Annotated in this window: 19 protein-coding genes, 1 tRNA gene and 1 pseudogene; 10 read left to right on the top strand and 11 right to left on the bottom strand. The window is 45.9% G+C overall.

The features are described from left to right. Positions 1–8: 8 nt before the first annotated feature. Positions 9–906 (top strand): annotated as a pseudogene (locus tag F941_RS14205) (glucosamine inositolphosphorylceramide transferase family protein). Here the strand turns inward: F941_RS14205 and F941_RS14200 are convergent. The 8 genes from F941_RS14200 to F941_RS14165 all read right to left on the bottom strand — a co-directional run bounded on the left by F941_RS14200 (position 903) and on the right by F941_RS14165 (position 10,714). Beyond that, positions 903–1,940: a glycosyltransferase gene (locus tag F941_RS14200; RefSeq protein WP_005012667.1), complete on the bottom strand. Its 1,038-nt coding sequence runs from the start codon at positions 1,938–1,940 to the stop codon at positions 903–905. The pseudogene F941_RS14205 and the gene F941_RS14200 sit on opposite strands and share 4 nt — an antisense overlap. Beyond that, positions 1,937–2,710 (bottom strand): glycosyltransferase family 2 protein, encoded by a 774-nt coding sequence (locus tag F941_RS14195; RefSeq protein WP_005012665.1) that lies wholly within the window; start codon positions 2,708–2,710, stop codon positions 1,937–1,939. The genes F941_RS14200 and F941_RS14195 overlap by 4 nt, the downstream gene beginning before the upstream one ends. Then, positions 2,707–3,462, bottom strand: a complete 756-nt coding sequence (locus F941_RS14190; RefSeq protein ID WP_026253469.1) for a polysaccharide deacetylase family protein — start codon at positions 3,460–3,462, stop codon at positions 2,707–2,709. Before F941_RS14190 ends, F941_RS14195 begins: the two co-directional genes overlap by 4 nt. Then, the gene (locus tag F941_RS14185; protein ID WP_005012653.1) at positions 3,459–4,487 is read right to left on the bottom strand and encodes a glycosyltransferase family protein; all 1,029 of its coding nucleotides are present in this window, start codon (positions 4,485–4,487) and stop codon (positions 3,459–3,461) included. Before F941_RS14185 ends, F941_RS14190 begins: the two co-directional genes overlap by 4 nt. Before the next feature lie 176 nt (positions 4,488–4,663). Further along, the gene (locus F941_RS14180) at positions 4,664–5,557 is read right to left on the bottom strand and encodes a mitochondrial fission ELM1 family protein (protein ID WP_005012651.1); all 894 of its coding nucleotides are present in this window, start codon (positions 5,555–5,557) and stop codon (positions 4,664–4,666) included. A gap of 89 nt (positions 5,558–5,646) precedes the next feature. Beyond that, positions 5,647–6,573, bottom strand: coding sequence for a branched-chain amino acid transaminase (locus tag F941_RS14175; protein ID WP_005012648.1), 927 nt, complete (start codon positions 6,571–6,573; stop codon positions 5,647–5,649). A gap of 33 nt (positions 6,574–6,606) precedes the next feature. After that, the gene (glnE, locus tag F941_RS14170) at positions 6,607–9,351 is read right to left on the bottom strand and encodes a bifunctional [glutamate--ammonia ligase]-adenylyl-L-tyrosine phosphorylase/[glutamate--ammonia-ligase] adenylyltransferase (protein WP_005012645.1); all 2,745 of its coding nucleotides are present in this window, start codon (positions 9,349–9,351) and stop codon (positions 6,607–6,609) included. Positions 9,352–9,436: 85 nt separating this feature from the next. Continuing rightward, positions 9,437–10,714 carry a sensor histidine kinase gene (locus F941_RS14165; protein WP_005012638.1) on the bottom strand — a complete coding sequence of 426 codons (1,278 nt, stop codon included), beginning with the start codon at positions 10,712–10,714 and terminating at the stop codon, positions 9,437–9,439. A 1,009-nt stretch (positions 10,715–11,723) separates the two neighbouring features. Here F941_RS14165 and F941_RS14150 point away from each other — a divergent pair. Next, positions 11,724–13,958, top strand: coding sequence for an NADP-dependent isocitrate dehydrogenase (locus F941_RS14150; protein WP_005012635.1), 2,235 nt, complete (start codon positions 11,724–11,726; stop codon positions 13,956–13,958). 119 nt (positions 13,959–14,077) lie between these two features. Here F941_RS14150 and F941_RS14145 read toward each other — a convergent pair whose 3' ends face one another. Together F941_RS14145 and F941_RS14140 are read right to left on the bottom strand one after the other, a co-directional pair. Next, entirely contained in the window at positions 14,078–14,428 is a 351-nt protein-coding gene (locus F941_RS14145; RefSeq protein ID WP_005012633.1) for a DUF3147 family protein, read from the bottom strand. Between the two features lie 175 nt (positions 14,429–14,603). Beyond that, positions 14,604–14,690 (bottom strand) — tRNA-Leu (locus F941_RS14140). A 177-nt stretch (positions 14,691–14,867) separates the two neighbouring features. Between F941_RS14140 and queA the strand changes: the two genes are divergently transcribed. From queA to secF, 8 genes are all read left to right on the top strand, one after another. Then, entirely contained in the window at positions 14,868–15,908 is a 1,041-nt protein-coding gene (gene queA / locus F941_RS14135; protein ID WP_005012632.1) for a tRNA preQ1(34) S-adenosylmethionine ribosyltransferase-isomerase QueA, read from the top strand. A 15-nt stretch (positions 15,909–15,923) separates the two neighbouring features. Next, entirely contained in the window at positions 15,924–16,952 is a 1,029-nt protein-coding gene (locus F941_RS14130) for a hypothetical protein (RefSeq protein ID WP_005012630.1), read from the top strand. Positions 16,953–17,003: 51 nt separating this feature from the next. Continuing rightward, positions 17,004–17,570, top strand: coding sequence for a LemA family protein (locus tag F941_RS14125; RefSeq protein WP_005012629.1), 567 nt, complete (start codon positions 17,004–17,006; stop codon positions 17,568–17,570). A gap of 45 nt (positions 17,571–17,615) precedes the next feature. Beyond that, a complete protein-coding gene (locus tag F941_RS14120; RefSeq protein WP_005012628.1) occupies positions 17,616–18,464 on the top strand; it encodes a DUF4303 domain-containing protein in 849 nt (282 codons plus the stop codon). A 162-nt stretch (positions 18,465–18,626) separates the two neighbouring features. Next, the gene (gene tgt, locus F941_RS14115) at positions 18,627–19,757 is read left to right on the top strand and encodes a tRNA guanosine(34) transglycosylase Tgt (protein ID WP_005012625.1); all 1,131 of its coding nucleotides are present in this window, start codon (positions 18,627–18,629) and stop codon (positions 19,755–19,757) included. A 103-nt stretch (positions 19,758–19,860) separates the two neighbouring features. Then, positions 19,861–20,190 (top strand): preprotein translocase subunit YajC, encoded by a 330-nt coding sequence (gene yajC, locus F941_RS14110; RefSeq protein WP_005012622.1) that lies wholly within the window; start codon positions 19,861–19,863, stop codon positions 20,188–20,190. 54 nt (positions 20,191–20,244) lie between these two features. Continuing rightward, positions 20,245–22,143, top strand: coding sequence for a protein translocase subunit SecD (secD, locus tag F941_RS14105; protein WP_005012621.1), 1,899 nt, complete (start codon positions 20,245–20,247; stop codon positions 22,141–22,143). A gap of 8 nt (positions 22,144–22,151) precedes the next feature. Further along, positions 22,152–23,129 carry a protein translocase subunit SecF gene (secF, locus tag F941_RS14100; RefSeq protein ID WP_171065536.1) on the top strand — a complete coding sequence of 326 codons (978 nt, stop codon included), beginning with the start codon at positions 22,152–22,154 and terminating at the stop codon, positions 23,127–23,129. A gap of 47 nt (positions 23,130–23,176) precedes the next feature. Here the strand turns inward: secF and F941_RS14095 are convergent, their stop codons facing one another. Then, complete coding sequence (locus tag F941_RS14095) at positions 23,177–23,836, bottom strand: 4'-phosphopantetheinyl transferase family protein (protein WP_005012617.1); 660 nt, start codon at positions 23,834–23,836, stop codon at positions 23,177–23,179. Between the last annotated feature and the right edge of the window lie 18 nt (positions 23,837–23,854).

Here is a 23,854-nt window from a genome sequence, read left to right as displayed (position 1 = left end):
TACTGAAGATGAAAAGAATCCTGTTTAAAAAATGGTATAAACACCAGCAAAAACAGCAAGCCAAGAAATTTGATTCACATTGGTACATGCGCTTTGGCTGGCTGAATCAGCCGCTGAAACACCAAGAACAGCTCAAGAACCTGTTTGAAATTCATTCACCGCAAAAATTCACTTTTGCTGACTGTTTCTATGCACAGGAAGAGAACCGCCATTTCATTTTTTTTGAAGAAGTCGACGATGTTCATCCCGTCGGCTTTTTATCTGTCTTGGAAATCTTTAAAGACGGCACCTATACAGAACCGCAAACCATTCTCAAGCTGGACTATCACTTGTCTTATCCATGTGTATTTAAAGTGGAAAATGACTGGTACATGATTCCAGAAACCAGTGCCAAGAGAACGGTTGAACTGTGGAAATGTGTTGAGTTTCCACTGAAATGGGAAAAACATTCCAATATTTTGGAAAGTATTGAAGCCGTCGATACGACGCCATTTTTTCATGAAGGCCTGTGGTACTTATTTACATCGACACGGCGCAATTGTAAAAAGTTTGGCGACCGTTTAGATTTGTTCTTTACCGAAGACATTCTCACCCCCAACTGGCAAGAGCATCCGCAAAACCCGGTGTGTCAGGGCCATCAGCAGTTCCGCATGGCAGGCAAGCCCTTTATCTATAATGGCAAACTGGTCCGTCCAAGCCAAGACTCATTAAAGCGCTATGGCGGCAATATTGAACTGAAAGAAATTTTAGAACTCAGTCCAACTGCCTACAAAGAACAGCTTTTAGAAGTGGTTTTGCCAGACTGGAACGCTGAAGATGATGGCTGCCACACCATCAATGCCGAAGAAAATTTTGTGGTGCTAGACGCTATCCGGCTGTCAGCCAAAAAATAATTCGAGTGGTTAAGCTTGCTGCAGCAGCTGCTCATAAATTTTGAGCGTTTGCTGCGTCATTGCCGCCACGGTCAGTTCATCCTTAGCACGGGAAAATAAAGGGGCATAATCACTTTCAGCCTGTTCAGACAGCGCATTTTCTATCGCTTGATGCAATTGATCCGCCTGTCCAATTTCAGCCAAATACGCTTCAGGCAGCCACTCAACCACCCCATTCACTTTGGTAGACGCCATGGCCTTATCCGCCTGCAGCGCCTCGACCATCACCAGCGGAAACCCTTCACGGTCTGATGAAAGTACCACTATATCTGCAACCTGAATCAAATCACGCGCATCGGTACGGAATCCTAAAAAAGCGGCCTGATGCTGCACCTGCTGCTGCACCGCTTGAGCTTGCAGGGAAGCACGCAACGAGCCGTCCCCCACAATCCAAAGATTGGCATCTATCCCCTGCATTGCCTTTAACAGCAGGCTGATATTTTTAACCGGCTCCAAGCGGCCAATGCACATGATGATTTTTTTTGTGCAGTCCATTTCAGCATGCTGTGCATAAATTTCTGCTTTCAGCGACTGTTTTTGCTGAGCCGAAAGCGCCGGCTGCGCATACACGCCGTTATACACCACATGCGCTTTTTCAGCAGGGATGCCTTGTGTCAGTGCTTGACTCACGGCGATCACTGCATCCCCTGCTGCATAAATCGCTTTATTCTTTTTTGTGCCATGCACGGTGGTGACAAATTTTACCGGTTTCAGCCAGCTGCGGATTTTGGACAGGAGTTCCGCCGCCTTGCCCGCCTGCGCATGCACAATATCCGGCTGAATTTGATTAATCAGTGTTTTTAATTGCCAAAGCAGAAACAGATTCCAGCGGCTGCGGGCAAAATCAACGGCATGGAAATGCACCCGTTGATTGAATTTTTCTGCATAGCAGGGATGCGCCAAAATATGCACGTCATGCTGCAAAGACATTTCATTGGCTAAATTGAAGGTATGCTGCTCTAAACCGCCTATGCCGCCGCTGGTTGCCAGAACTTGCACAATCTTCATGACTTGCCCTGTTTTTTCTTGGCTGCATTCTGATGCTGTTCAAACAGCTTGGCTTCTTTTAAAAAGGCATAGAAGGCATTAATCATGCTGTTTACAAAACCGCGCCAGCCATTGAAGCAGCTGCGGCGGATAAAGTAGGATTTTAGGAAGGTCACGGGCATCACCAAGCTCAATTTCAGCAGGCTGGGCTTTTTGCCTTTTTGAAATTTTTCAGCGGCCTTTAAATCTGAATACTGGTTATTTTTTTCAACTTTGACAAAAATGCTCGACTCGCCGTAATGATAAATATCCCCTTCCGCTTTGACGCTTTGCCCATCGACAATGACATTTTCATGGACTTTATTTTCAAGGTCATACTGCCCTTTGCTTTTGCGAAAAAAGCGCACTTTGGCATGCTTTTTCGTGTGTTTGCTGTTGGGCACCCCTAAAAACACATCGTTAATCGGCGTGATTAACGCATCAATTTGATTGGCTTGAATGGTGCGCTCAATCTCTGCTTTTAACTCAGGAGACAGCACTTCATCACCGTCTAAATTCAGCACCCAATCATTCTTGCATTGCGCCAAAGCCAGGCTTTTTTGACCGGCATAGCCTTGCCAGTCCTGATGCGAAATCCAGGTATTTGGAAAAGACTGCGCAATCGCATAAGTATCATCGGTACTGCCGGAGTCCAGAATAATCACTTCTGAAAAATCGCGGACACTTTCTAAAGTATCCTGCAGCCACGCGCCGCAATTCAAGGTCACAATATAAACACTGCAAGGAATCATAATTTATAGCGTCCTTTAGCCATAGCAATGCGCATTTGCAGGGCATTCATGGCGCCATGCGTACTGACGCGCGGAATATTGAATTGATTCTCTGCCGTATAGGCTTCTACTTTTTTGCGCGTTGACACCGCATTTTTAAAGCCGATTTCTTGCGCCATCTGCTGATGCTTTTCATTAAAACGGCCAAAAGGATAAGCAAAGCTTGGGCAGCGGCCCACCAGCGCCTCCACATCCTGCTTTGACGCCTGCATTTCTGCAAAAGCATCTTCATCAGACAGTTTCAGCAAATTCACATGATGCTGCGTGTGCGCACCAAATTCAATCACGCCTGATTCAGACATCTCGCGAATCTGTTCAGCATTTAATTTTTCAATGCCTTCTATTTGCGTTGCTAAATAAATCGTTGCTTTGGCCTTATATTTTTTCAGCAGCGGATAGGCATATTGATAGTTATCTAAAAAACCGTCATCAAACGATAAAGCAAAAACATTGCGCTGCCCTTGATACTGATCCAATTCAGAAACAAAGCAAAACGTGGCCTTCTTTTTAACTAAATATTGCAGCAGCTGTTCAAATTTAGCGGGCGGCATATTCATGCCTGACGCCTCTGCATGCGGTGTGACTTGATGCAGCATCACCACCCTTGGCAATTTTGCGCTGCGCAGCGGCAGCCAAAAGGTATAATTGCCCAGCAGATAAAGTACTGCCGCGAAAAGAGCTAAGCCGGCAACCGCATACAGAAACCACATTATGCGTACACCTCGTGCGCCCATTCATATGCTTCTGACAAAGGCTGATCAAAAGTCACTTCAATCATAAATTGAGTAATCCGCTGGCCATTAAAGCTGCTGCGGGTTTTATTCCAGCCCGCTACTGCAATTTTTTTCGCTTCGACCGGATGATCCGCATAATGCTTAATTTTCGCGGCTAAATCATTCTGATCATCAAAATACACCACTTCCTGCTCAGTATAGAGTTTGTCAAAGCCAGGAATGCGCGGACTGAAAGTCAGCAAGCCATTGCCTGTCAGCTGCACAATACGGTCTGAGCTGTACAGCGTCACATCATTCTTCCGTGAATAATTCAGCCCCATGCGGGTTTCCGACAATACTTTGTAATAGCCTTTGCCGTAGACGCCGGGCTGTTCAAAACAGCCATAGTATTGATATTGAACTTTATTCTCTGACAAAGTCGCCGCCAGATCTTTCAGGAATTTTTCGCGTTCAGGTTCTTTGTACACCACGCCGCAGAAAATAAACTCTTTATTAATCTGCTCTGATTCAAACTGTTTCAGCACTTCCACATTGCGGTGCCCCACATTCGGCATATAGGCCACTTTTAGATGCGGCTGCTTTAATTTCTGCAGATATTCCCCGCCCGTTGTACAAAAAATTGCATCCAAATACGGTGAAAACTCGCGAACAAAACCCAGCTTATGTTCCAAATACAGCGGATCGACATACCAAAAAGCAATTTTTGTCTGCGGAAATTGCTGTTTAATTTCTTTCAGCACTGCGGGGCTCATTAAATCGCTGTGGCCAATCAGCACCAAATCAGGCTCTAGATTATTCACAATTTTTAGAATTTCTTTATTGGCCCAATTGGCGCCTAATTTTTTCGTTTTGAAAATTGTGCCCATGCGCGCCATATCGCGGAAGCTGAAATCATAAACAAAATGTCCATTTTCAGTTAAGCCAGCCGAAATTTTACGGTCTGTGCAATAAAAATGGGCGCCCTGTTTATTAAAACCAAAATTCGCAATGTGTAAGATTTTCATAAATCACTCAAATACAATCAACTGTAGTCTTGCCAAGCCGGCATATTCTAATATTCAGGGTAAAAGGATAGCATAAAGCACCCGTGCAGACAGCAGTAAACTTCCATCTCCAAGGCGGCCAAGCCATGTAGCGGGAAGACACCGCACTGAATAACATGCTGAGACTTTACAAAATTTTAGCTGAGCTGCAAAAGCTTAAGCGCTACCCGCTGCGCCTCTTCAAACGGTGTATTTGCTGCAAGCTGCGCAATTTCAAATTGCTTTGAAACGATGTTTTTTTCCAGCAGCGCATCCACAGATTTAACAATCCGGTCTTGTTTTAAGCGGTCAATCTGAATCACGCCGACCCGGCACCCCGCGGTTAAAGCTTCATAAATCATCGAGACACTGTCTTCAGTCACCCAAACAGCTTCCGCCTGCTGCATTTCTTCAAAAATCCAGCCTTGCGGCGTTTGCTCAACTGGAAAAATCTGTAGCTGTCCGGCAAAAGACTGCTCATTTAAAAGATCCAGAAAATCTGCCGGGGTACGGCGCGAGGTCGTTAAAATAATTTCTGCCTGCGGGTTTTGTTCTGCAATTTGCTGAACAGTGTGCAGTACTTTTTCATTATCCCATTGATGCCGTTTAGACGAGCCGCCTAAAGCAATTAAAATCCGATTCGCCTGATGGCGCTGTTCATTGACGATTGGGTTCAGCGCCCCCTTGGTCAGGATCACATTGCCCAGCTCCGCGATGCCGTCATGTTCTGGAATAATCACATGATCAAACCAGCTGAAAGGGAAATTCGGCTTCATTAAAATGACCGTTTTGGCTTGCGGAAAAACTTTACCCAGCAGCAGCACCCTCAGCTGGGTATGGCTGCCTACTCCAATAATATAATCCGGCGCCTGGCTCACCGCATCTATGCGATGGGCAAGCATGCCCGCGCACAGGCCAACTATTGGCAATTGCGCAATGGAAATTTCCTGAAAACTGACTGACTGCGTACTGTTGCGCTGAATGGCTTTATATAAGCCGACAGCCTGAGAGCGGTGTCCAGCTTTTCCATCACTCACATAGACAATATGCATAAAGCCTCCGCTCCATTCAGCCAAGATAAAAACTGATCTCAATAAAAAGGCGGAACTTCCGTTCCGCCTTTTTATCTTAACCGATCAGCTTATTTTACGTAAGTTAACCAGTGCGCATATTTAGGGTCTTTGCCTTGTACAGCATCGAAATATGCTTTTTGAATTTGCGTTGTGATCGGGCCGCGAACGCCTTCACCGATTTGACGGTCATCATATTCACGGATTGGCGTTACTTCAGCCGCTGTACCCGTAAAGAACGCTTCATCCGCAATGTAGAATTCATCACGGGTGATACGGCGTTCAACCACTTCAAAGCCAAGGTCTTTAGCAATGGTGATAATGGTTTGACGGGTAATGCCGTCCAAAGCGCCGCCAGCGATATCAGGGGTATGAATCACGCCGTCACGCACCAAGAATACGTTTTCGCCAGAACCTTGGCATACATACCCTTGAGGGTCGAGTAACATTGCTTCATCATAACCTGAATGCGCCACCTCTTGGTGAGCCAAAATCGACAAGGTGTAGTTACCTGACGCTTTCGCTTTACACATCGTCACGTTTGGATGGTGATGGGTAAATGATGAAGTTTTCACACGAATACCTTTCGCCATTGCTTCGTCACCGAGGTACGCACCCCAGCTCCACGCAGCAACCACCGCATGAATGGTATTGTCTGTTGCAGCAATCCCTAATTTTTCAGAACCAATAAAAATAATTGGACGTAAGTAGCAAGACGCTAATTTATTTTCACGAACCACATCAATTTGAGCTTGCTCTAGTGTTGCTTGATCAAACGGGACTTTCATTTGATAAATTTTTGCAGAGTTCAATAAACGCTTAGTGTGTTCTTTTAGACGGAAAATAGCCGTGCCATTCGGTGTTTCATAGGCACGGACACCTTCAAACACACCCATGCTGTAGTGCAAGGTATGTGTTAATACGTGAGTTTTTGCCTCACGCCAGTCAACCAATTGTCCATCTTGCCAAATAAAACCATCACGATCAGCCAAATTCATGACACACACTCCAAATTTATATACACAGTCATGTTACCCAATGCTCACGATTGAGCTTGGATCAATTAATCTTTGCCATAATTTGCAAACGATCACTCGGGTATCGCGCCAGTCCGCAGCATTTACTTGCATGGATTGATTCGCAAGGGCTAAACGGTGGCTCTCGGCTCGTTCACTGAGATAAGCTTGAATCAATGCAGTCGCATCGTCACTGGATAAGCAACTGGCTTTTGCAGCGTCTTCAAGGATTCGTACATTGTCGGAATAATGGGCAAGATCTGGATGAGATCCGCTCCACGCCAACACAGCATACTGTGCCATAAATTCGATATCGACGATACCACCTGCGTCTTGTTTTAAATGAAAAATTCCATCTTTTTGTTGTTCTTTAGAAGAACCCAAATGGTCTTTCATTTTTTGACGCATCTTCAGCACTTCTGTGCGTACATTTTCCTCATCTCGTGGCTGCGTCAAAATCCGACAGCGCAATGCTTCAAACTTATCACGCAAACTTGGCTCACCCGCAATCGAGCGAGCACGCACCAATGCTTGATGCTCCCAGACCCATGCATTTTTCAACTGATATTGCTCAAAGGCTTTTAAACTGGTGACCAAAACCCCAGCTTCACCCGATGGGCGTAAGCGCGTATCGATTTCATAGACCCGACCATCAAGAGTCTGTGTGGTCATCAACGACATAAATTTCTGTGCCACACGCATTGCAAACTCAAATCCACTGATCGACTTCAGCCCATCGGTATCAGCCTGCTCATCCATATAATGGATAAAGACCAGATCTAAATCCGAGCCATAACCCAACTCAATCCCACCAACTTTTCCATACCCTACCACAGCAAATGCCAAATGATCGATCGAACAGCGCTGTCCTTCAACATCGAGCGGATAACCATGTTTCTTTGCCGTCATTTGGTAAGCCAAATTTAAAGTTGTACTGACCGAAACTTCTGCGATATCGGTCAAAGCATCGGATACTTTCATCAACGGACTTTCAGCCAAGACATCACTAGCCGCAACTGCCAAAACATTGGATTTTTTAAATAGGCGCAGCACACGCATCAAATCCTCAACATCATCAAGCTCAATGCGAAGCAACTGTTGACGCAACGAATCTTCCAAATCTTGACGGCGCGGCAGCTCAAAGTCCATGGACAAAAATTCATCCAAGAGCACTGGATAATGGGTCAATTCTTCACAAATCCATGGGCTGACGGTGGCCATTTTGACTAAACGCTGCAGCGCGCCTTTGCTTTCAATCAGCATCACTAAATACACGGTACGGCGCATGACCGATTCCACCAAAGGCATCAAACGCAGCAAAGCCACTTGCGGATTGTCCGACTGAATCACCGCTTCAACCAAATGCGGCCAAAAGGTTTTTAAGCGCTGTACGGCTTTGGCGGGCAGTTTTTTCAGGGCATGTCCATACCAAAATTCATGGACCAGATTTTTTGCGTTTTCATCCAAAACATCGTTCAGCTGTTTTTCGAGTTGCGTAAAACTTTCAACCAATGGATCGGGTTCTTTTTCTTTAATTAAATGTTCAAATTGATAAATGACTTTGGCGCGCTTTTCATTTAACACGTGCAGGAAAGCATCCCATGAGGCATAGCCCAAGGTATCCAGCATGCGCTGGCGCGGTTCCTCCTCATGCGGCAAAGACTGCGTCTGTTGATCATTCAGCGCTTGAATTGCATGTTCGACACGGCGCAGGAATAAATAGGCATCTTCCAGCTCCAGGACTACATTTGGATCCAGCAGGCCGACCTCACCCAAATGATGCAAATTCACCAGGCATTGACGGTCTTGCAATTCCAGTTTTGATCCGCCGTAAATCAGCTGGAACACCTGAACAATAAACTCCACTTCACGGATGCCGCCGGCCCCCAGCTTAATATCATCTTCAATATTGCGGCGCTGCACTTCGCGCTCAATCATCGCCTTCATTTCGCGCATGGCTTCAAAAGCGGTGTAATCGACATATTTACGGAATACAAACGGACGGGTCATGCCCAGCAGTTCAGCGCCTTCTTTGCCCCCGGTGACAATCCGCGCTTTAATCCACGCATAGCGCTCCCATTCGCGCCCATGCTGGCTCAAATATTTTTCTAAAGCCGCATGGCTGATCGCCAGGGCCGAGCCGTCCCCCCAAGGGCGCAGGCGCATATCCACACGGAACACAAAGCCATCTGCTGTCATGTGGTCTAATAAATAGATGAGCTTTTGCCCCCACAAAATGCAGAACTGCTGCACATCAATGCATTTTCGGCCGTTGGTTTCACCTTGCTCATCAAACGCAAAAATCAAATCAATATCGCTGGACAGGTTCAATTCCTGCGCGCCCAGCTTGCCCATGGCAATGACAATCAGGTCTTGCACTTTGCCGTTATAGCCCATCGGCTCGCCATGTTTAGCGGCTAAAGGCTGGTAAGCGAAAGCTTTCGCTACACAAATTGAGGCATCCGCAAAATCGGAAAGTTCACGTGTCAGTGTCACCACATCAGTCAGCGCATTGGCATCCTGCCAAATCCAGCGGAACATCAGGCGCGCCCGCAGAATGCGCATTTCGCGCATCCAGGCATTTTCATTCGTAATATTATTTAAAGCCGCTTGGACAAAAGCCTGAATTTGCTCAGTGCTCAAAGGAATTAAAAATTGGTCAACGGCATAATCCTGTTCGATTAAATTGCGGTGTATCCCCAACACTTGCTCGGCATATTGGCTGGCACGCAAGGTCTTCTGCAATTGTTCCACATTCATTTTCAAACCCATAATCCAGTTTTTTTTCTAGTTATATCAGCTGAAAACCCATAGTGGAAAAGAATTTAAGATTTTAATCATGAGATTAAGCTGTTTCTTCCGGCTTATCGCCGTGCTGGCTGCTTATTTCCAAAGCATGATGATGGCTCAGCGCCAAAGGGAAAGTGACTTTAAAAAGGGTTCCCGCCCCTTCCTTGGATTCGACCTCAATTTCGCCATGATTCATTTCGACAAAGCGCTTGCAAAGAATCAAGCCTAATCCGGTGCCCTTTTCTCCTGCGGTGCCTTTCACACTGACGGTGATTTTAGGATCGAACAGCTGTTCAATCTGAGGCTGCGTCATGCCTAAACCGGTGTCCTGAATAGACAGGCAGACCCCATTTGCAGCCATGCAGGCCTGCAGCGTTACTTTTCCTGTTCCATCCGTATTGGTAAATTTCAGCGCATTGGACACCAGGTTCTGAATAACAGACGTGACCATATTGATATCTGCGTAGATCTTCAAGCCTTCGGGCACGTCATTCAGCAGCTGAATATTTTTCTTGACCGCCAGACTGTTTAAAACATCGCAGACAATTTTCACCGCATGGCTCAATTCAAAATTGATCGGGTGATAGACCAAGCGCCCGCCCTCAGCCATGGCCCAGTTCAGCAGGCTTTCCAGCAAATTATAGGTTGATTGTGCTGTATCGAATAAATAGTCGGCGATATTTTGAATACTGGATTCATCCAAAGTTTCACGCTCTTGCGCCAATACTTCAGAAAACCCCAGCAAGCCATGAAACGGCGCACGCAGATCATGCGCAATAATTTGAAAAAATTTGGTTTTACTGAAATTCAGCGCCGACTGCTGCTCATAAAGCTCTTTCAGTTCAGTATTTTCTACCCGCAATTTAATGCTGCCAATCAGGCTAAAGACAAACTCCTGCACCACGTTTTTTTGCTTTTCATCAAAAGCGCTGCTCTGCTCATCAAATAATAAAACCTGCCCTATCGGCAGTTCGTCATCTGTCAGGTTAAATGCCAGCAAACGGGTATGGCCTGCGCCAAATCTTTGAATATGCTGCGAAAAATCTGAATAATTGGAGTGTGAATCATCAATGCAGTCCGCACCTTCAAAATAGGGCTCTAATTGCGCTTGACCACTGGCAAGAAAAGGCTTGCACCCGTCGGCTGAGGAAAACCAGATATACGGCTCATTCTGAAAAACCAAAACAGCATGATCCGCCTGCAGCATGCTTCTCGAAAATTTCAGGAATTCCGCCACACGGTTATCTTTGGTGAATACACCCATCAGTAAAGCCAATCTGCACGCGGCCAACTGTTCCGTCTGTGTGCCTATTTCCAGCAATTGTATCGCCATAGCGCTTCACCTGCGTTTGCGCAAAACGTAAAACCGCCTTTTGCGCTCAACTTTAATTCTTATATTTTATTTTAATTAACAAAATTCAACAAACATCTCAACAACAATAACTGACAAAATCATTCAATTATTTTATAAAAAACAGATAAAATGGCGTAAAGTTAAAACAAAAACTTAAATATCAACAACATAAAAAGTGAAGAATTTTATAAAAAGAGCTCAGCCTTCCGACAAAAAGATTGTAAGAAAAATGATTCAGTTCACAGTTTCTATAATATGCTTTCAAGCATGAGGACTGAAATTACAGAATATTATCCATTGCTGGATTCAATGCATTTAGCCGCACTTCACACCAAGCTGTTTGCACTTTTTTTGATGCATTTGACCAACACCAAATGCCATGGGATCATGGCAGCCTGCAGATGCGCCCGAACTAAAAAAAAGCGTTTAAAGAATAATCAAAAAACTGCTGTGCAAATTTAAAACTCCTTCAGCCTATCCGAATAAAAGTTCAAGTGTGCAGCCTGCATTTTAATGACAACTTTGGTGACTGACTGGGGCATAAAAAAACGCTGATTTTCCCTGTACAATAATTTATTTCCATGATACCCAACATGTTGCCAGAAATTAGCTTGCCATTTCACCCGCAAAGCCAAACAGAAAATCATGAGGTTTAAGCAAAAAATAAAACGTAATATTTTGAATAATAACAATTAAAGCAAAAAAAATGCATCAATCAGCATTTCAGCGCATTCATACCGTTTTCCTCCGCTAGACAGCTGCCGCTGCTCTCCAAATTCGAAAAGCAGCTAAATTTCACGTAGAATATTGCCATCGGTGAACAGCATCGATCTATACATTTTCAGCCAGCGGCCAATATGCGATATTGCCGTTTGGCTGAGGTGCAAAAAGCACCAATACCTTTAAATGTTTTATTTAAGCAAACCGGTTCTCAGGACTGAGCCAAAAGCTCGGTCCAGACAAAATCAATCAAAGCAAGGGGCTATATATGGCTGGTGGAAAGTCAACAATCATTTACACTTTGACCGATGAGGCGCCACTGTTAGCGACCTATTCTCTGCTGCCGATCATTGAGACCTTTACTAAGCCAGCTGGCGTTGAGATCGTTAAAAGTGACATCTCTGTAGCTGTACGCGTGCTTGCAGAATTTGCAGACTGCCTAAGTGATGAACAGAAGGTACCGGACACGCTTGCAGAGCTTGGCCGTCTCACACAAGATCCAGACACGAATATTATCAAGCTTCCGAACATCAGCGCATCTGTTGGTCAATTGACAGCGTGCATTAAGGAACTTCAGTCTAAAGGCTATGCGCTTCCTGACTATCCTGAAAACCCAACAACTGACGAAGAAAAAGCCATTAAGGCCCGTTACAGCAAATGCCTAGGCTCTGCTGTAAACCCAGTATTGCGTGAAGGCAACTCAGACCGCCGCGCGCCTGCTGCTGTTAAAAACTATGTGAAAAAGCACCCTCACTCAATGAGCGAATGGAAGCAATGGTCACAAACTCACGTTTCACACATGAATGAAGGCGACTTCTACCATGGTGAAAAGTCGATGACTTTGGACCGCGCCCGCAATGTGAAGATGGAATTGATCACCAAGTCTGGTGAAACCATTGTTCTTAAGCCAAAAGTTGCACTTCAAGACGGCGAAATCATCGACTCAATGTTCATGAGCAAGAAAGCGCTTTGCGATTTCTATGAAAAAGAACTTGATGACTGTAAAGAAGCGGGCATTTTGTTCTCTTTACACGTGAAAGCAACCATGATGAAAGTTTCACACCCGATCGTTTTCGGCCACTGTGTGAAAATTTACTACAAAGACGCTTTTGAAAAACACGGCAAATTGTTTGATGAGCTTGGCGTAAACGTAAACAACGGCATGGCCGGCCTTTATGAAAAGATCGAAGCTCTGCCGACTTCTGTACGTGAAGAAATCATTGCCGACTTGCACGCTTGCCAAGAGCACCGCCCTGCGCTTGCAATGGTGGATTCAGCAAAAGGCATCACCAACTTCCACTCACCAAACGACGTGATTGTAGATGCTTCTATGCCTGCAATGATCCGCGGCGGCGGTAAGATGTGGGGCGCTGACGGCAAACCTTATGACTGTAAAGCAGTAATGCCTGAGTCAACTTTTGCGCGCATCTACCAAGAAATGATCAATTTCTGCAAATGGAATGGCAACTTTGACCCGCGTACTATGGGTACAGTTCCTAACGTTGGCTTGATGGCGCAAAAAGCTGAAGAATACGGTTCACACGACAAAACTTTCGAAATTCCAGAAGATGGTGTTGCAAACATCGTTGATCTTGAAACCGGCGAAGTATTGATGTCGCAAAACGTGGAAGAAGGCGATATCTGGCGCATGTGCCAGGTGAAAGACGCACCGATTCGCGACTGGGTAAAACTGGCTGTAACGCGCGCGCGCAACTCTGGCATGCCTGCAATTTTCTGGCTTGACCCGTACCGTCCGCACGAAAATGAATTGATCAAGAAAGTTGAAAAATACCTGAAAGATCATGACACTGCTGGCTTAGACATTCAAATCATGTCTCAAGTCCGTGCGATGCGTTATACGCTTGAGCGTGTTGCGCGCGGCCTGGATACAATTTCAGTAACCGGCAACATCTTGCGTGACTACCTTACTGACTTGTTCCCGATCATGGAATTGGGCACTTCAGCAAAAATGCTGTCTATCGTTCCGTTAATGGCGGGCGGCGGCATGTACGAAACTGGCGCAGGCGGTTCAGCACCAAAACACGTGCAGCAGCTGGTAGAAGAAAACCACTTGCGTTGGGATTCTTTAGGCGAGTTCATGGCGTTGGCTGTATCTTTAGAAGAAATGGGCATTAAAGAAAACAATGCTCGTGCAAAACTTCTTGCGAAGACACTTGACCAAGCTACCGGCAAGCTTTTAGACAATGACAAGTCTCCTTCACGCCGTACAGGTGAGCTGGACAACCGCGGCAGCCACTACTACCTAGCGAAATACTGGGCAGATGCTTTGGCAGCTCAGGATGAAGATGCAGATCTTAAAGCGAAGTTTGCACCACTTGCGAAAGCATTGGATGAAAACGAAGATAAGATCGTTGCTGAACTTGCTGCCGTTCAAGGCAAACCAGTGGATATCGGCGGTTACTATGCAGTTGATACAGCAAAAGTAAATGCAGTGATGCGTCCAAGCGCAACGTTAAATGCAGCGCTTGCAGCGGCTCAATAAGTTAATGCTTAGCTAACGTCAGTTAGTGAAATAAAAAACCAGCGCTTCGGCGCTGGTTTTTTTATTGCCAATTATTCTTGTTCTAAAATTCAATTCATAAATAAAGATGAAATATAATCCTACATTAAATCAATTCCGAAGCGATGCAACACAACTGACCATAAGAAAAATAATACGATTGTCACAATACAGCAAATCATTAAAGTCAGCCAAAAACTACAACGCGCATAAAGTACTGGAAATAATAAAAACATAGGCAAAGTCGGAACTACATACCAAAACGTATACCATGCATGATTTGAAATTTTCTGCGGATCTTGATTTTCAAGTTTCATCCAAATTAATACGAGCACCGTTACAATGGGTAATGCCGCAATCAAGCCGCCTAAACGATCGCTGCGTTTAGCCAGCTCTGAAATCAGCACCACCATTCCAGCCGTCATCGCATATTTTGCAATAAGCCAAAGCATTTTTAGACCCTTTAAGAATCAGCAGAAAAGCATATTTTGGAATTCTTAATATATACTTTCATCATAAAAACATTTCTTTTTTTATTTGAATACATGAACCATATTTTATAAATTTAATTTTAGGCAATAAAAAAAGCCCTCAAGTCTTACAGTGCTTGAGGGCTTTCCAGATATCTGGTCCCGAGGGTCGGACTCGAACCGACACGTCATCGCTGACAGTGGATTTTGAGTCCACCGCGTCTACCAATTTCACCACCTCGGGAGTGGATGAGGGCTATAATACGCTATTTCTCAGCACTGTCAACAACTGATATATGTGATTGATTACTTTTAACTCAATCAATATTTTTTCGTCTTAAAAGTGAGCAAAGACAGCCGAAAAACTGAAAAAAGCATATAATGGGCGCAATTTATTCCCCTACTGTTTTATACATTTCTCATGCAACTTTCTGATTTCAGTTTTGATCTCCCAGATGAGCTGATTGCTCGCTATCCATTAGAAACCCGCAGCGCTTCCCGCCTGCTGCACCTCGATGTTCAAGGCCAGTATCACGATTATCACTTTACCGATATTTTAGACCTGCTGCAGCCAGGTGACCTGCTGTTGCTGAACGACACCAAAGTGATGAAAGCGCGCTTAAAAGGCAAACGCGCTACAGGCGGTGCTGTTGAAGTGCTGGTTGAGCGCATGATGGACAAATTTGTGGCGCACTGCCACATCAAAGCCAGCAACTCTCCGAAAGAAGGCGCTGAGCTGTTTATTGGCCCAGACGAAGTGAAAGTGACTGTCAAAGGCCGTCATGAAAATTTATTCATTGTTGAATTTTCACAATCTATTTTAGACGTCTTAGACAAATACGGCGCGCTGCCGATTCCGCCTTACTTCAACCGTGAAGCCGAATCTATTGACACCGAACGCTATCAAACGGTGTTTAATGACCCTACTAAATTAGCCTCAGTCGCGGCGCCAACCGCCAGCCTGCATTTTGATGAAGCGCTGCTGAAAAAATTAGAAGCCAAAGGCATCAACAAAACCTTTGTGACCCTGCATGTCGGCGCAGGCACTTTCCTGCCTGTGCGCACTACCGATATTGAAAATCACATCATGCACAGCGAATGGTGCGATGTATCTGATGAATCGATGGCGCTGATCCGCGAAACCAAAGCGCGCGGCAATAAAGTCATTGCGGTCGGCACTACGGCGACCCGCGCCACTGAAAGCGCTGCCCAAGCCAATGGCGGCGAGCTGAAAGGCTGGACCGGCGATACACAAATTTTCATCTATCCGGGTTATGAGTTTAAAGTGGTTGACCGCCTGATCACCAACTTCCACTTGCCTGAATCCACCCTGCTGATGCTGGTGTCTGCATTGTCAAACCGCGACAATATTTTGAATGCCTATCATCATGCTGTAGACAGCCAATACCGCTTTTTCAGCTATGGCGATGCCATGCTGATTGACAATCTCAACGTGAAATAAACTCAGAGTCTCCCCATGCCGATCGATTCTGTTCAACGCTCCATCCATATACGGCGCAAAAAAAATGCTGTGGTTTTTCAGAATATCGCCCGGCTGTGGGATCTTGGGCGCAAAGCCCATTCACATCAGGATATTTTAGATGGCCTGCATCCTTGGAATGCGCCGATCACCCTGCGCTTTGAAAATCTGCTTCCGCGGCTTTTAGCGCTCTGCGGCATCATCTGCATAGTGCCGGTATTCTTCCAAGCCTCACACTTTTGGGCGCAGCTGTGTTTTCTTGCTGGGCTGATGATGATTTTTTGGGCCTATATCAGCTACGAGCAGGATGACCCGATTGAAGAAGTCATTGAATTCTTAGAACGTGAAAGCATTGCCAAAAAATATCAGCTGCAATTCGGCCGCCAGCCGCAGCATATTTCCATTCCAATGAATCAAGCCCACTTCATGGCGCATTTAAAGAACCTGTTTCCAGTCTTTAATCAGGGCTCAATCTCCAATGACATCAGCAATTACGCCAGTGCAGTGTGGGACGATGAGGATGGCTTGCAGCATCAGGTGCTGGTATTTCAATACCACTACGTTAATGAAATTAAAGTCCGTGACAAAGATGCCAACGAAGTCCGCTTAAAAGAAGTGCATAAAGACTTATGGGGGGTATTTGTTTTTGATGTTGAGCATCAGGGCATTGCCGTCACCAGCATAAATACGCCTTTTTATTATCCTTACAGTTTTCCATGGCACAGCAGCGACATTCAAATCAACCAGAAGCTGAAATTCTATGGCAGTGATGAAATGAACACCGCCAAGCTGATGAGCCCTGGTTTTGTGCTGCGCGCGGCCGATTTTTTCCAGTCCCGCCAAGGCGACTTGATGTTTCATCCAGTCAGCAAAATCCTGTGCTTTTTAGGCCCGCAAGATTTATTTCAAGTGTCCAGCAAATCATCGAAGATTGAAGATATTTCAGCATTGCGCGGACATTTAAGAACGTTTAAATTAATTGCTTTAGAGAACTTGCAAAAAGATCTGACTATTTTTTTAAAATAAGCTTATAAATTCAGCTTTTCAAAAAAACAGGATCTTTGGGGAAAATAAAATATGGGGCTGATGATCTTTTTTATACTGATTATTGCGGCTGTTTTTAGCTGTATCGTCATCCGCAATAATATTGTGCGCCACCACAATGCCACCATCCGCGCATGGTCCGATGTTGCCAGCTACGAACGTCAAAAAGTCAAAATTCTCGACGGCTTGCAGCCGCTGGTCGAGCAGTACTCTGGTTTTGAACAAGGCACTTTGGAGAAAGTGACTGAACTGCGTCAAAACATTATGAATCTGAATCTGCAAAATGCTGATGTTTCTCAGCTGCAGCACATTGAATCGCTAAATAAAGAATTGATGCGCAGCCTGAATGTCGTGGTAGAAAACTATCCAGAATTAAAGGCCAATGAAATTTATCTGAAAATGATGAATGAAATTGAAGAGCAAAATGAAAATGTCGGCGCGGCAATTACGATTTTCAACCGTAATGTCGAACTGTTCAACAATCACATTCAAGTGTTTCCAAACAATATCGTCAACACCATGACTTTAGGCAAAAAAACAATTCGTCCTTTTAAAGACAATGCCGTAACGCAGAGCTTTGATTATAGGCCAAACTTTTAATTTCAGGCGCAGGGCTTTCCTGCGCCGTGCTATGGATTTCAAGCCATGCCAGAACCTACAACATTATTAAAACAAGTATTAATAGAAGAATTTCAGCAGCTTTATCAGCACTATAAAAACGATGATATTTACGCCTGCGCCTTGGTTTTTAATGAATATTTGCAGATTGATTATTTAGCCATTTCCACTCAGCGCAGCATTTATGCAGAGCATGAAGACCGCGCCCAGTATTTATCTAAACTGGAGCGCTGGAATATCCAAAAATGGCGCAGCAGATTACGCCCTGCGCAAAGCTCCGCCTTGCACAGCTTTCGGGATATTCTGGCTGGAAGCGCGGCAGTAGCGCACAGTTTCAGCCCCCCCATGCTGCAGGCAGCGCCCGGTCAGTCCAGCAGCAATCTGCAAACGCTGCTGGATGCCTTTAAGCAGGCCAAAGAAGCGCTGGTCACTTCAAATGGCCAAGATCTGCATCAGATTTTATTTTTTATCGGCCTGCCCTCTCAGCCTGAGCTGGAAATTCAGTCCGCGCTGTATCTCAATCCGTCCAGCGGCGGGCTGCAGTCCTTTTTGCATGACCGCACGCCAAAGCAGCAGGCCATTCAGCATTCAAACCGCTTTAAGCTGTCGCAGGCCGATAAAGACCTGCTGATTGATTTAGCGCAGCTGGCGGAAGTTGAACCATATAACGAGCTTCAGGTCGCCCACGCAGCGTATCTGCTGACGCTTGAGTCCAATTTTATGGATACCAATGCCTATATTCAAAAACTGGCGCAGACCATTGCAGCAATGGCAACCGGCAGCAAAGACAGCTGCGCCATGCAAAAAGATGAAATCTTAGCGCGCATCAATCAGTTTTATCATTCTTCCCATTTCACCGCGCAGCCCGCCAGCTGAAAGCGCTTCCGCGGCCTTGCGCAAATGTGAATGCAAATCCATGAGAAATTTACAGCCTCAGTACGCTCTGACGCTGGCGTTTAGCAGCGGAATCAAGGAAAATAGCGTACTTTTAGCACTAATGATCAGCGAACTGTTTTTTCGCCTTGATTTGGAACCTGTATGAAGTTTGAAAAATTAGGTCAGTCTGGACGCGCGCGCCGCGGCCGTCTTACCCTTGCACATGGTGTGGTGGAAACACCTGTGTTTATGCCCGTCGGGACTTACGGCACGGTAAAAGGCATGCTCCCGCGCGATATTGAAGAAATTAAAGCGCAAATTATTTTAGGCAACACTTTCCATCTTTACTTGCGCCCTGGCCTAGAAGTCATTCAGGAACACGGCGGCCTGCATGAATTCATGAAATGGGACAAGCCGATTTTAACCGATTCAGGCGGCTTCCAGGTCTTCAGCCTTGGCGCAATGCGTAAAATCAAAGAAGAAGGCGTGACCTTCCGCTCACCGATTGACGGCTCTAAAGTATTTTTATCTCCTGAAATTTCAATGGACATTCAAAAAACATTGAATTCAGATATCGTGATGATTTTTGATGAATGCACGCCTTACCCTGCAACGCATGAAGAAGCTCAAAAATCGCTTCAGCTGTCGTTGCGCTGGGCAAAACGCTGCAAAACTCATCACCATGATGAAATCAACAATACCAATGCTTTATTCGGCATCATTCAAGGCGGCATGTACGAAGACCTGCGCGATGAGTCTCTGAATGGCCTGCTGGACATTGGCTTTGACGGATATGCCATTGGCGGCCTGTCTGTGGGCGAACCGAAAGAAGAAATGATCAAAGTGCTGGACTATCTTCCAGTGAAAATGCCTGAAGATAAGCCGCGTTACCTGATGGGCGTCGGCAAGCCTGAAGATATTGTGGAAGGCATCCGCCGCGGTGTCGATATGTTTGACTGCGTGATGCCGTCACGCAACGCACGCAACGGCCACTATTTTGTGACAGACGGTTTAGTGCGCATCCGCAATGCCAAATACCGCCACGACCAAAGTCCGCTGGATGCTGATTGCGACTGCTACACCTGCACAAATTTCACCCGCGCTTATCTGTTCCATTTAGAAAAATGCGGTGAAATGCTGGGCTCAATGCTGGGCACCATCCATAACCTGCGCTATTACCAGCGTTTTACCCAAGATATCCGTGATGCTCTGGACAATGGCACATTTGATGAATTTGTTCAGAACTTTTATGCCCGCCGCGGCTTAGAAGTGCCGCCTTGTCCGCAAGATTAATCTTTCAGCATTTGCGCTGAGGAAAAAGACAAGGTAAATTGCAGAACAAGCCAATTTATTATCATGTTATTGATATACCGTTTTATTAGTTTAGGAAATTGAAATGAGCCTTTTTATTTCTACTGCACATGCAGCAGGTGAAGCAGCGCAACAGCCAAGTATGATGGCCAATATCTTAATGATTGCTGTGTTTGTTGCAATCTTCTACTTCTTGATCTGGCGTCCGCAATCTAAGCGCGCAAAAGAACACCGCGCGCTGGTTGAAAGCCTGGGCGTCGGCAGTGAAGTTGTATTTGCCGGCGGTTTAATGGGCAAAATCATTAAACTTGAAGGCGATTTTGCTGTCGTTGAACTGAGCCGCGGCGTAGAAGTAAAAATTCAGCGCGCAAGTGTGATTTCAGTTCTACCTGAAGGCACGTTAAACAACCTTTAATCAAAAAAACAGTCGTGCATCCGCACGGCTTTTTTCATTTTAAGAAGAAAACAAATGCGTTACCCAGCATGGAAATATCTGCTGATCCTAGTCGTTTTAGTGGTCAGCACATTATATGCCCTGCCAAGTTTGTATCCAGATGAACCAGCTGTTCAAATTTCGGGTGCCAAAGCCGGTACTCAAATCGATCAGAGCATCGTGCAAAAAGCAGAGCAGATTTTAAAAAGTGAAAACATTGCCACACACGACAACAGCTTCACCAATAATGCAGCCTTATTGCGCGTAGATTCAAGCGAAGCACAATTAAAAGCAAAAGACGCTTTGCGGCGCGACTTGGGTGACCAATACGTTGTCGCATTAAACCTTGCGCCAACCACGCCTGAATGGCTGCAGAAAATTGGCGCTAAGCCGATGAAGCTCGGCTTGGACTTGCGCGGCGGTGTTCACTTCTTGCTTGAAGTGGATATGGATAAAGCCATTTCACAGCGTATGGAAACATCTGCTGCAGACTTGCGCCGCCAGCTGCGTGACAGCAACCTGAAATTCAACAGCCTATCGCTCAGCAATAACGCGATTACCCTTCAGTTCGCCAATAATGATGACCGCTCAGCAGTGATGGACTTCCTGCGCCGAAACGGCAATGAGTATACGCAGCAGGCGATTGCAACCGACAGCGGTTCAACGCTGCGCTTGACCTATACTGACGCCCGCAAGCAGGAAATTCAGTCCTATGCAGTCAACCAGAACTTAACCACACTGCGCAACCGTATTAACGAGTTGGGCGTAGCGGAAGCTTTGGTTCAAACACAGGGCAGCAACCGCATTGTGGTGGAACTTCCAGGTGTTCAGGATACGGCTGAAGCAAAACGTGTCCTTGGCCGTACTGCAAACCTTGAATTCCGCTTAGTCTCTGACTTGAATGATCAATATATTGATCCATACACCGGTCAGATAAAAGGTTCATTGCCGCCAGGCACAGAAGCTTTTGCCTATGAATCTTTAGACAGCGGCCGTCAGCTGCTGCTGGAGCGCAACCGTATTTTAACGGGTGAGCGTGTTCAAAATGCATCATCAGGCTTTAGCCAGGATTCAGGTGGCGCTGAAGTAAACATTACGCTGGATACTGCTGGCGGCAAGCTAATGTCAGAAGCAACCCGCAATTCTGTCGGCAAACGCATGGCTGTGCTGTTTATTGAAAACAAGCAAAAGATCAGCTATGTTCAAGACCCTAAGACTGGCGCGCAGACTGAAGTCCGTACCCCTTATACTGAGTCTGTCGTCATTAATGCGGCAACCATTCAAGCCGTATTAGGTTCGCAATTCCGCATTACCGGCCTGTCTTCTCCGCAGGAAGCGTCAGAGCTTGCTTTGATGCTGCGTGCAGGTGCACTGGCTGCGCCAATGTACTTTGTTGAAGAACGCGTGATTGGCCCAAGCCTGGGTCAAGAAAACATTGATAAAGGTGTTCTTTCAGTTGAAGTCGGCTTTATCCTAGTTGCAATCTGGATGGTGGTGTTCTTCCGTCTATTTGGCTTAATCGCCAACTTTGCCCTCGTGTTCAACTTGGCAATGATTTTAACCTTCATGTCTTGGATTGGCGCTTCCCTCACCCTGCCGGGTATTGCGGGTATCGTGATTACCATTGGTATGGCGGTCGATGCCAACGTACTGATCTGTGAGCGGATACGGGAAGAAATGAAATGGGGCGCCTCGCCCAAACAGGCCATTGTGGCCGGCTATGACCGGGCGTACAACACCATTCTCGACTCCAACTTAACGACTTTCCTTGTGGCGTTTATTCTGTTTGCCATTGGCACAGGCCCGATTAAAGGCTTCGCTGTCACTTTGATGATTGGTATTGTCTGCTCGATGTTTACTGCCATTACAGTAACCCGCGCAATTGTACAGCTGATCTACGGCAAAAAACGCAACCTGCATAAGTTGAGCATTTAAGGAGATCGATGATGACTGAAAATACTCAACTGAAATCGAAGCAATACGGCCGACCAGATAACGAACGTGTTATTCCGTTTATGAAGATTGCATTGCCTGCGGCAGTGATTTCTATCCTCTTAACGGTTGCCAGCATTTTCTTTATTGCCACCAAAGGTCTAAACCTTGGTCTAGACTTTACCGGCGGTGTTTCTGCAGAGCTGAACTACAGCCAGCCCGTAAAAGCCGCGGATGTCTCCGAAGCCTTAGCAAAAGCAGGCTTTAAAGACTCTGTGGTACAGACTTTAGGCTCTAACCGCGACTTGATGGTGCGTATGCCCGTCCAGGAAACGGCTGAAGCTGCAGACTTAACCAAAGAAATCACCACGGCAGCGCAATTGCCGGGCAACAAAGCTGAAGTGCATAAAGTTGATGTCGTCGGCGGGCAAGTCGGCAACGAACTGTACATCCGCTCGGGCGGCGCTGTGGCATTGGCCATGCTGCTGATGCTGGTTTATGTCACAATCCGCTTTGAATTCAAGCTGGCGCTGGGCGCAGTGCTTTCCCTGCTGCATGACGTGATTGTCACTGTCGGTGTTTTTGCCATGATGCAGTGGCCATTTGACCTAACAGTTTTGGCCGCAATTCTTGCGCTATTAGGCTTCTCGCTCAACGATAACATCGTTGTATCTGACCGTATCCGCGAAAATTTCCGGAAAATCCGCGGTGCAGAGCCTTTGGAAATCGTCAACATTGCCTTAACCGAGACGTTGCGCCGTACGATTCATACGTCGGCGACCCTGCTGCTTGTGGTATTAGCCATGATGTTCCTGGGCGGCGAAGGCCTGCACTGGTTCTCAGTGGCAATGTTTATCGGTGTCTTTGTCGGCACCTATTCTTCGATTTATATCGGGACTGCCTTTGCCTTATGGCGCGGCTTGAACCGTCAGGACTTCATTGTACAAGTGAAGCCTGAGTTTGAAGAAGAAAATGAAATTCCACGCTGATTGCTAAATCATATAAAAACCCATCTTCGGATGGGTTTTTTATGGCTTTATGGGTGCTGTATCAGCTGGATTTCAGGAAAAGTAAAACCTCTGCAGGATAATTCTGAACGCCATGCAACCGTCAGCATAAGGTGAGGCAGCTGAAAATTTTGATAGGCGAATGTGCCAAGGCTGGAATGGCTGCACACGCCTCCATTCTGATCGGGATGAACTTGTGTATCCAATTCATTCAAATTCATGCGGATGCCCAAACCTGACGCTTTGAGCACCGCTTCTTTCGCCGTCCACACTTTAAACCAATAGTCCGATGGATCTTCTAAACTTTCCCAGAGCGCTAATTCACGCGGATGAAACGCATGGCGCGCTAAAGCCTCAAAACGCACTTTCCGCGCTAAATCCTCTACATCAACACCAATATCCTGCAGGCTGGCGCTGAGCGCTAAAGCATAATTCTGCTGGCTGTGCGAATGATTAAATGCAATTTCAGGCAGGCTTTTAAGATAAGGCTTGCCAAATTCGGTGATCCCCAAATCAGCATCCTGTATCTGCTGCCGGCTAAATGCACTTAAATGCTGATTGCGCTGACGGTAAATCTGCTGCTTTTTATACGTTTGGTAGGCGCGCATATCCGGAAAATCATCACGCGGTAAAGGCGCGAGCTGAGCCAGAGCATGCACATGCACTTGAATATTTTTAGGCTTGCTCATTATGTACTCAGCTCGATG

This window comes from Acinetobacter bouvetii DSM 14964 = CIP 107468 (assembly GCF_000368865.1).
Classification (GTDB): domain Bacteria; phylum Pseudomonadota; class Gammaproteobacteria; order Pseudomonadales; family Moraxellaceae; genus Acinetobacter; species Acinetobacter bouvetii.
The sequence above is the reverse complement of the archived record's forward strand: the minus strand, read 5'-3'. Positions and strand labels throughout refer to the sequence as shown.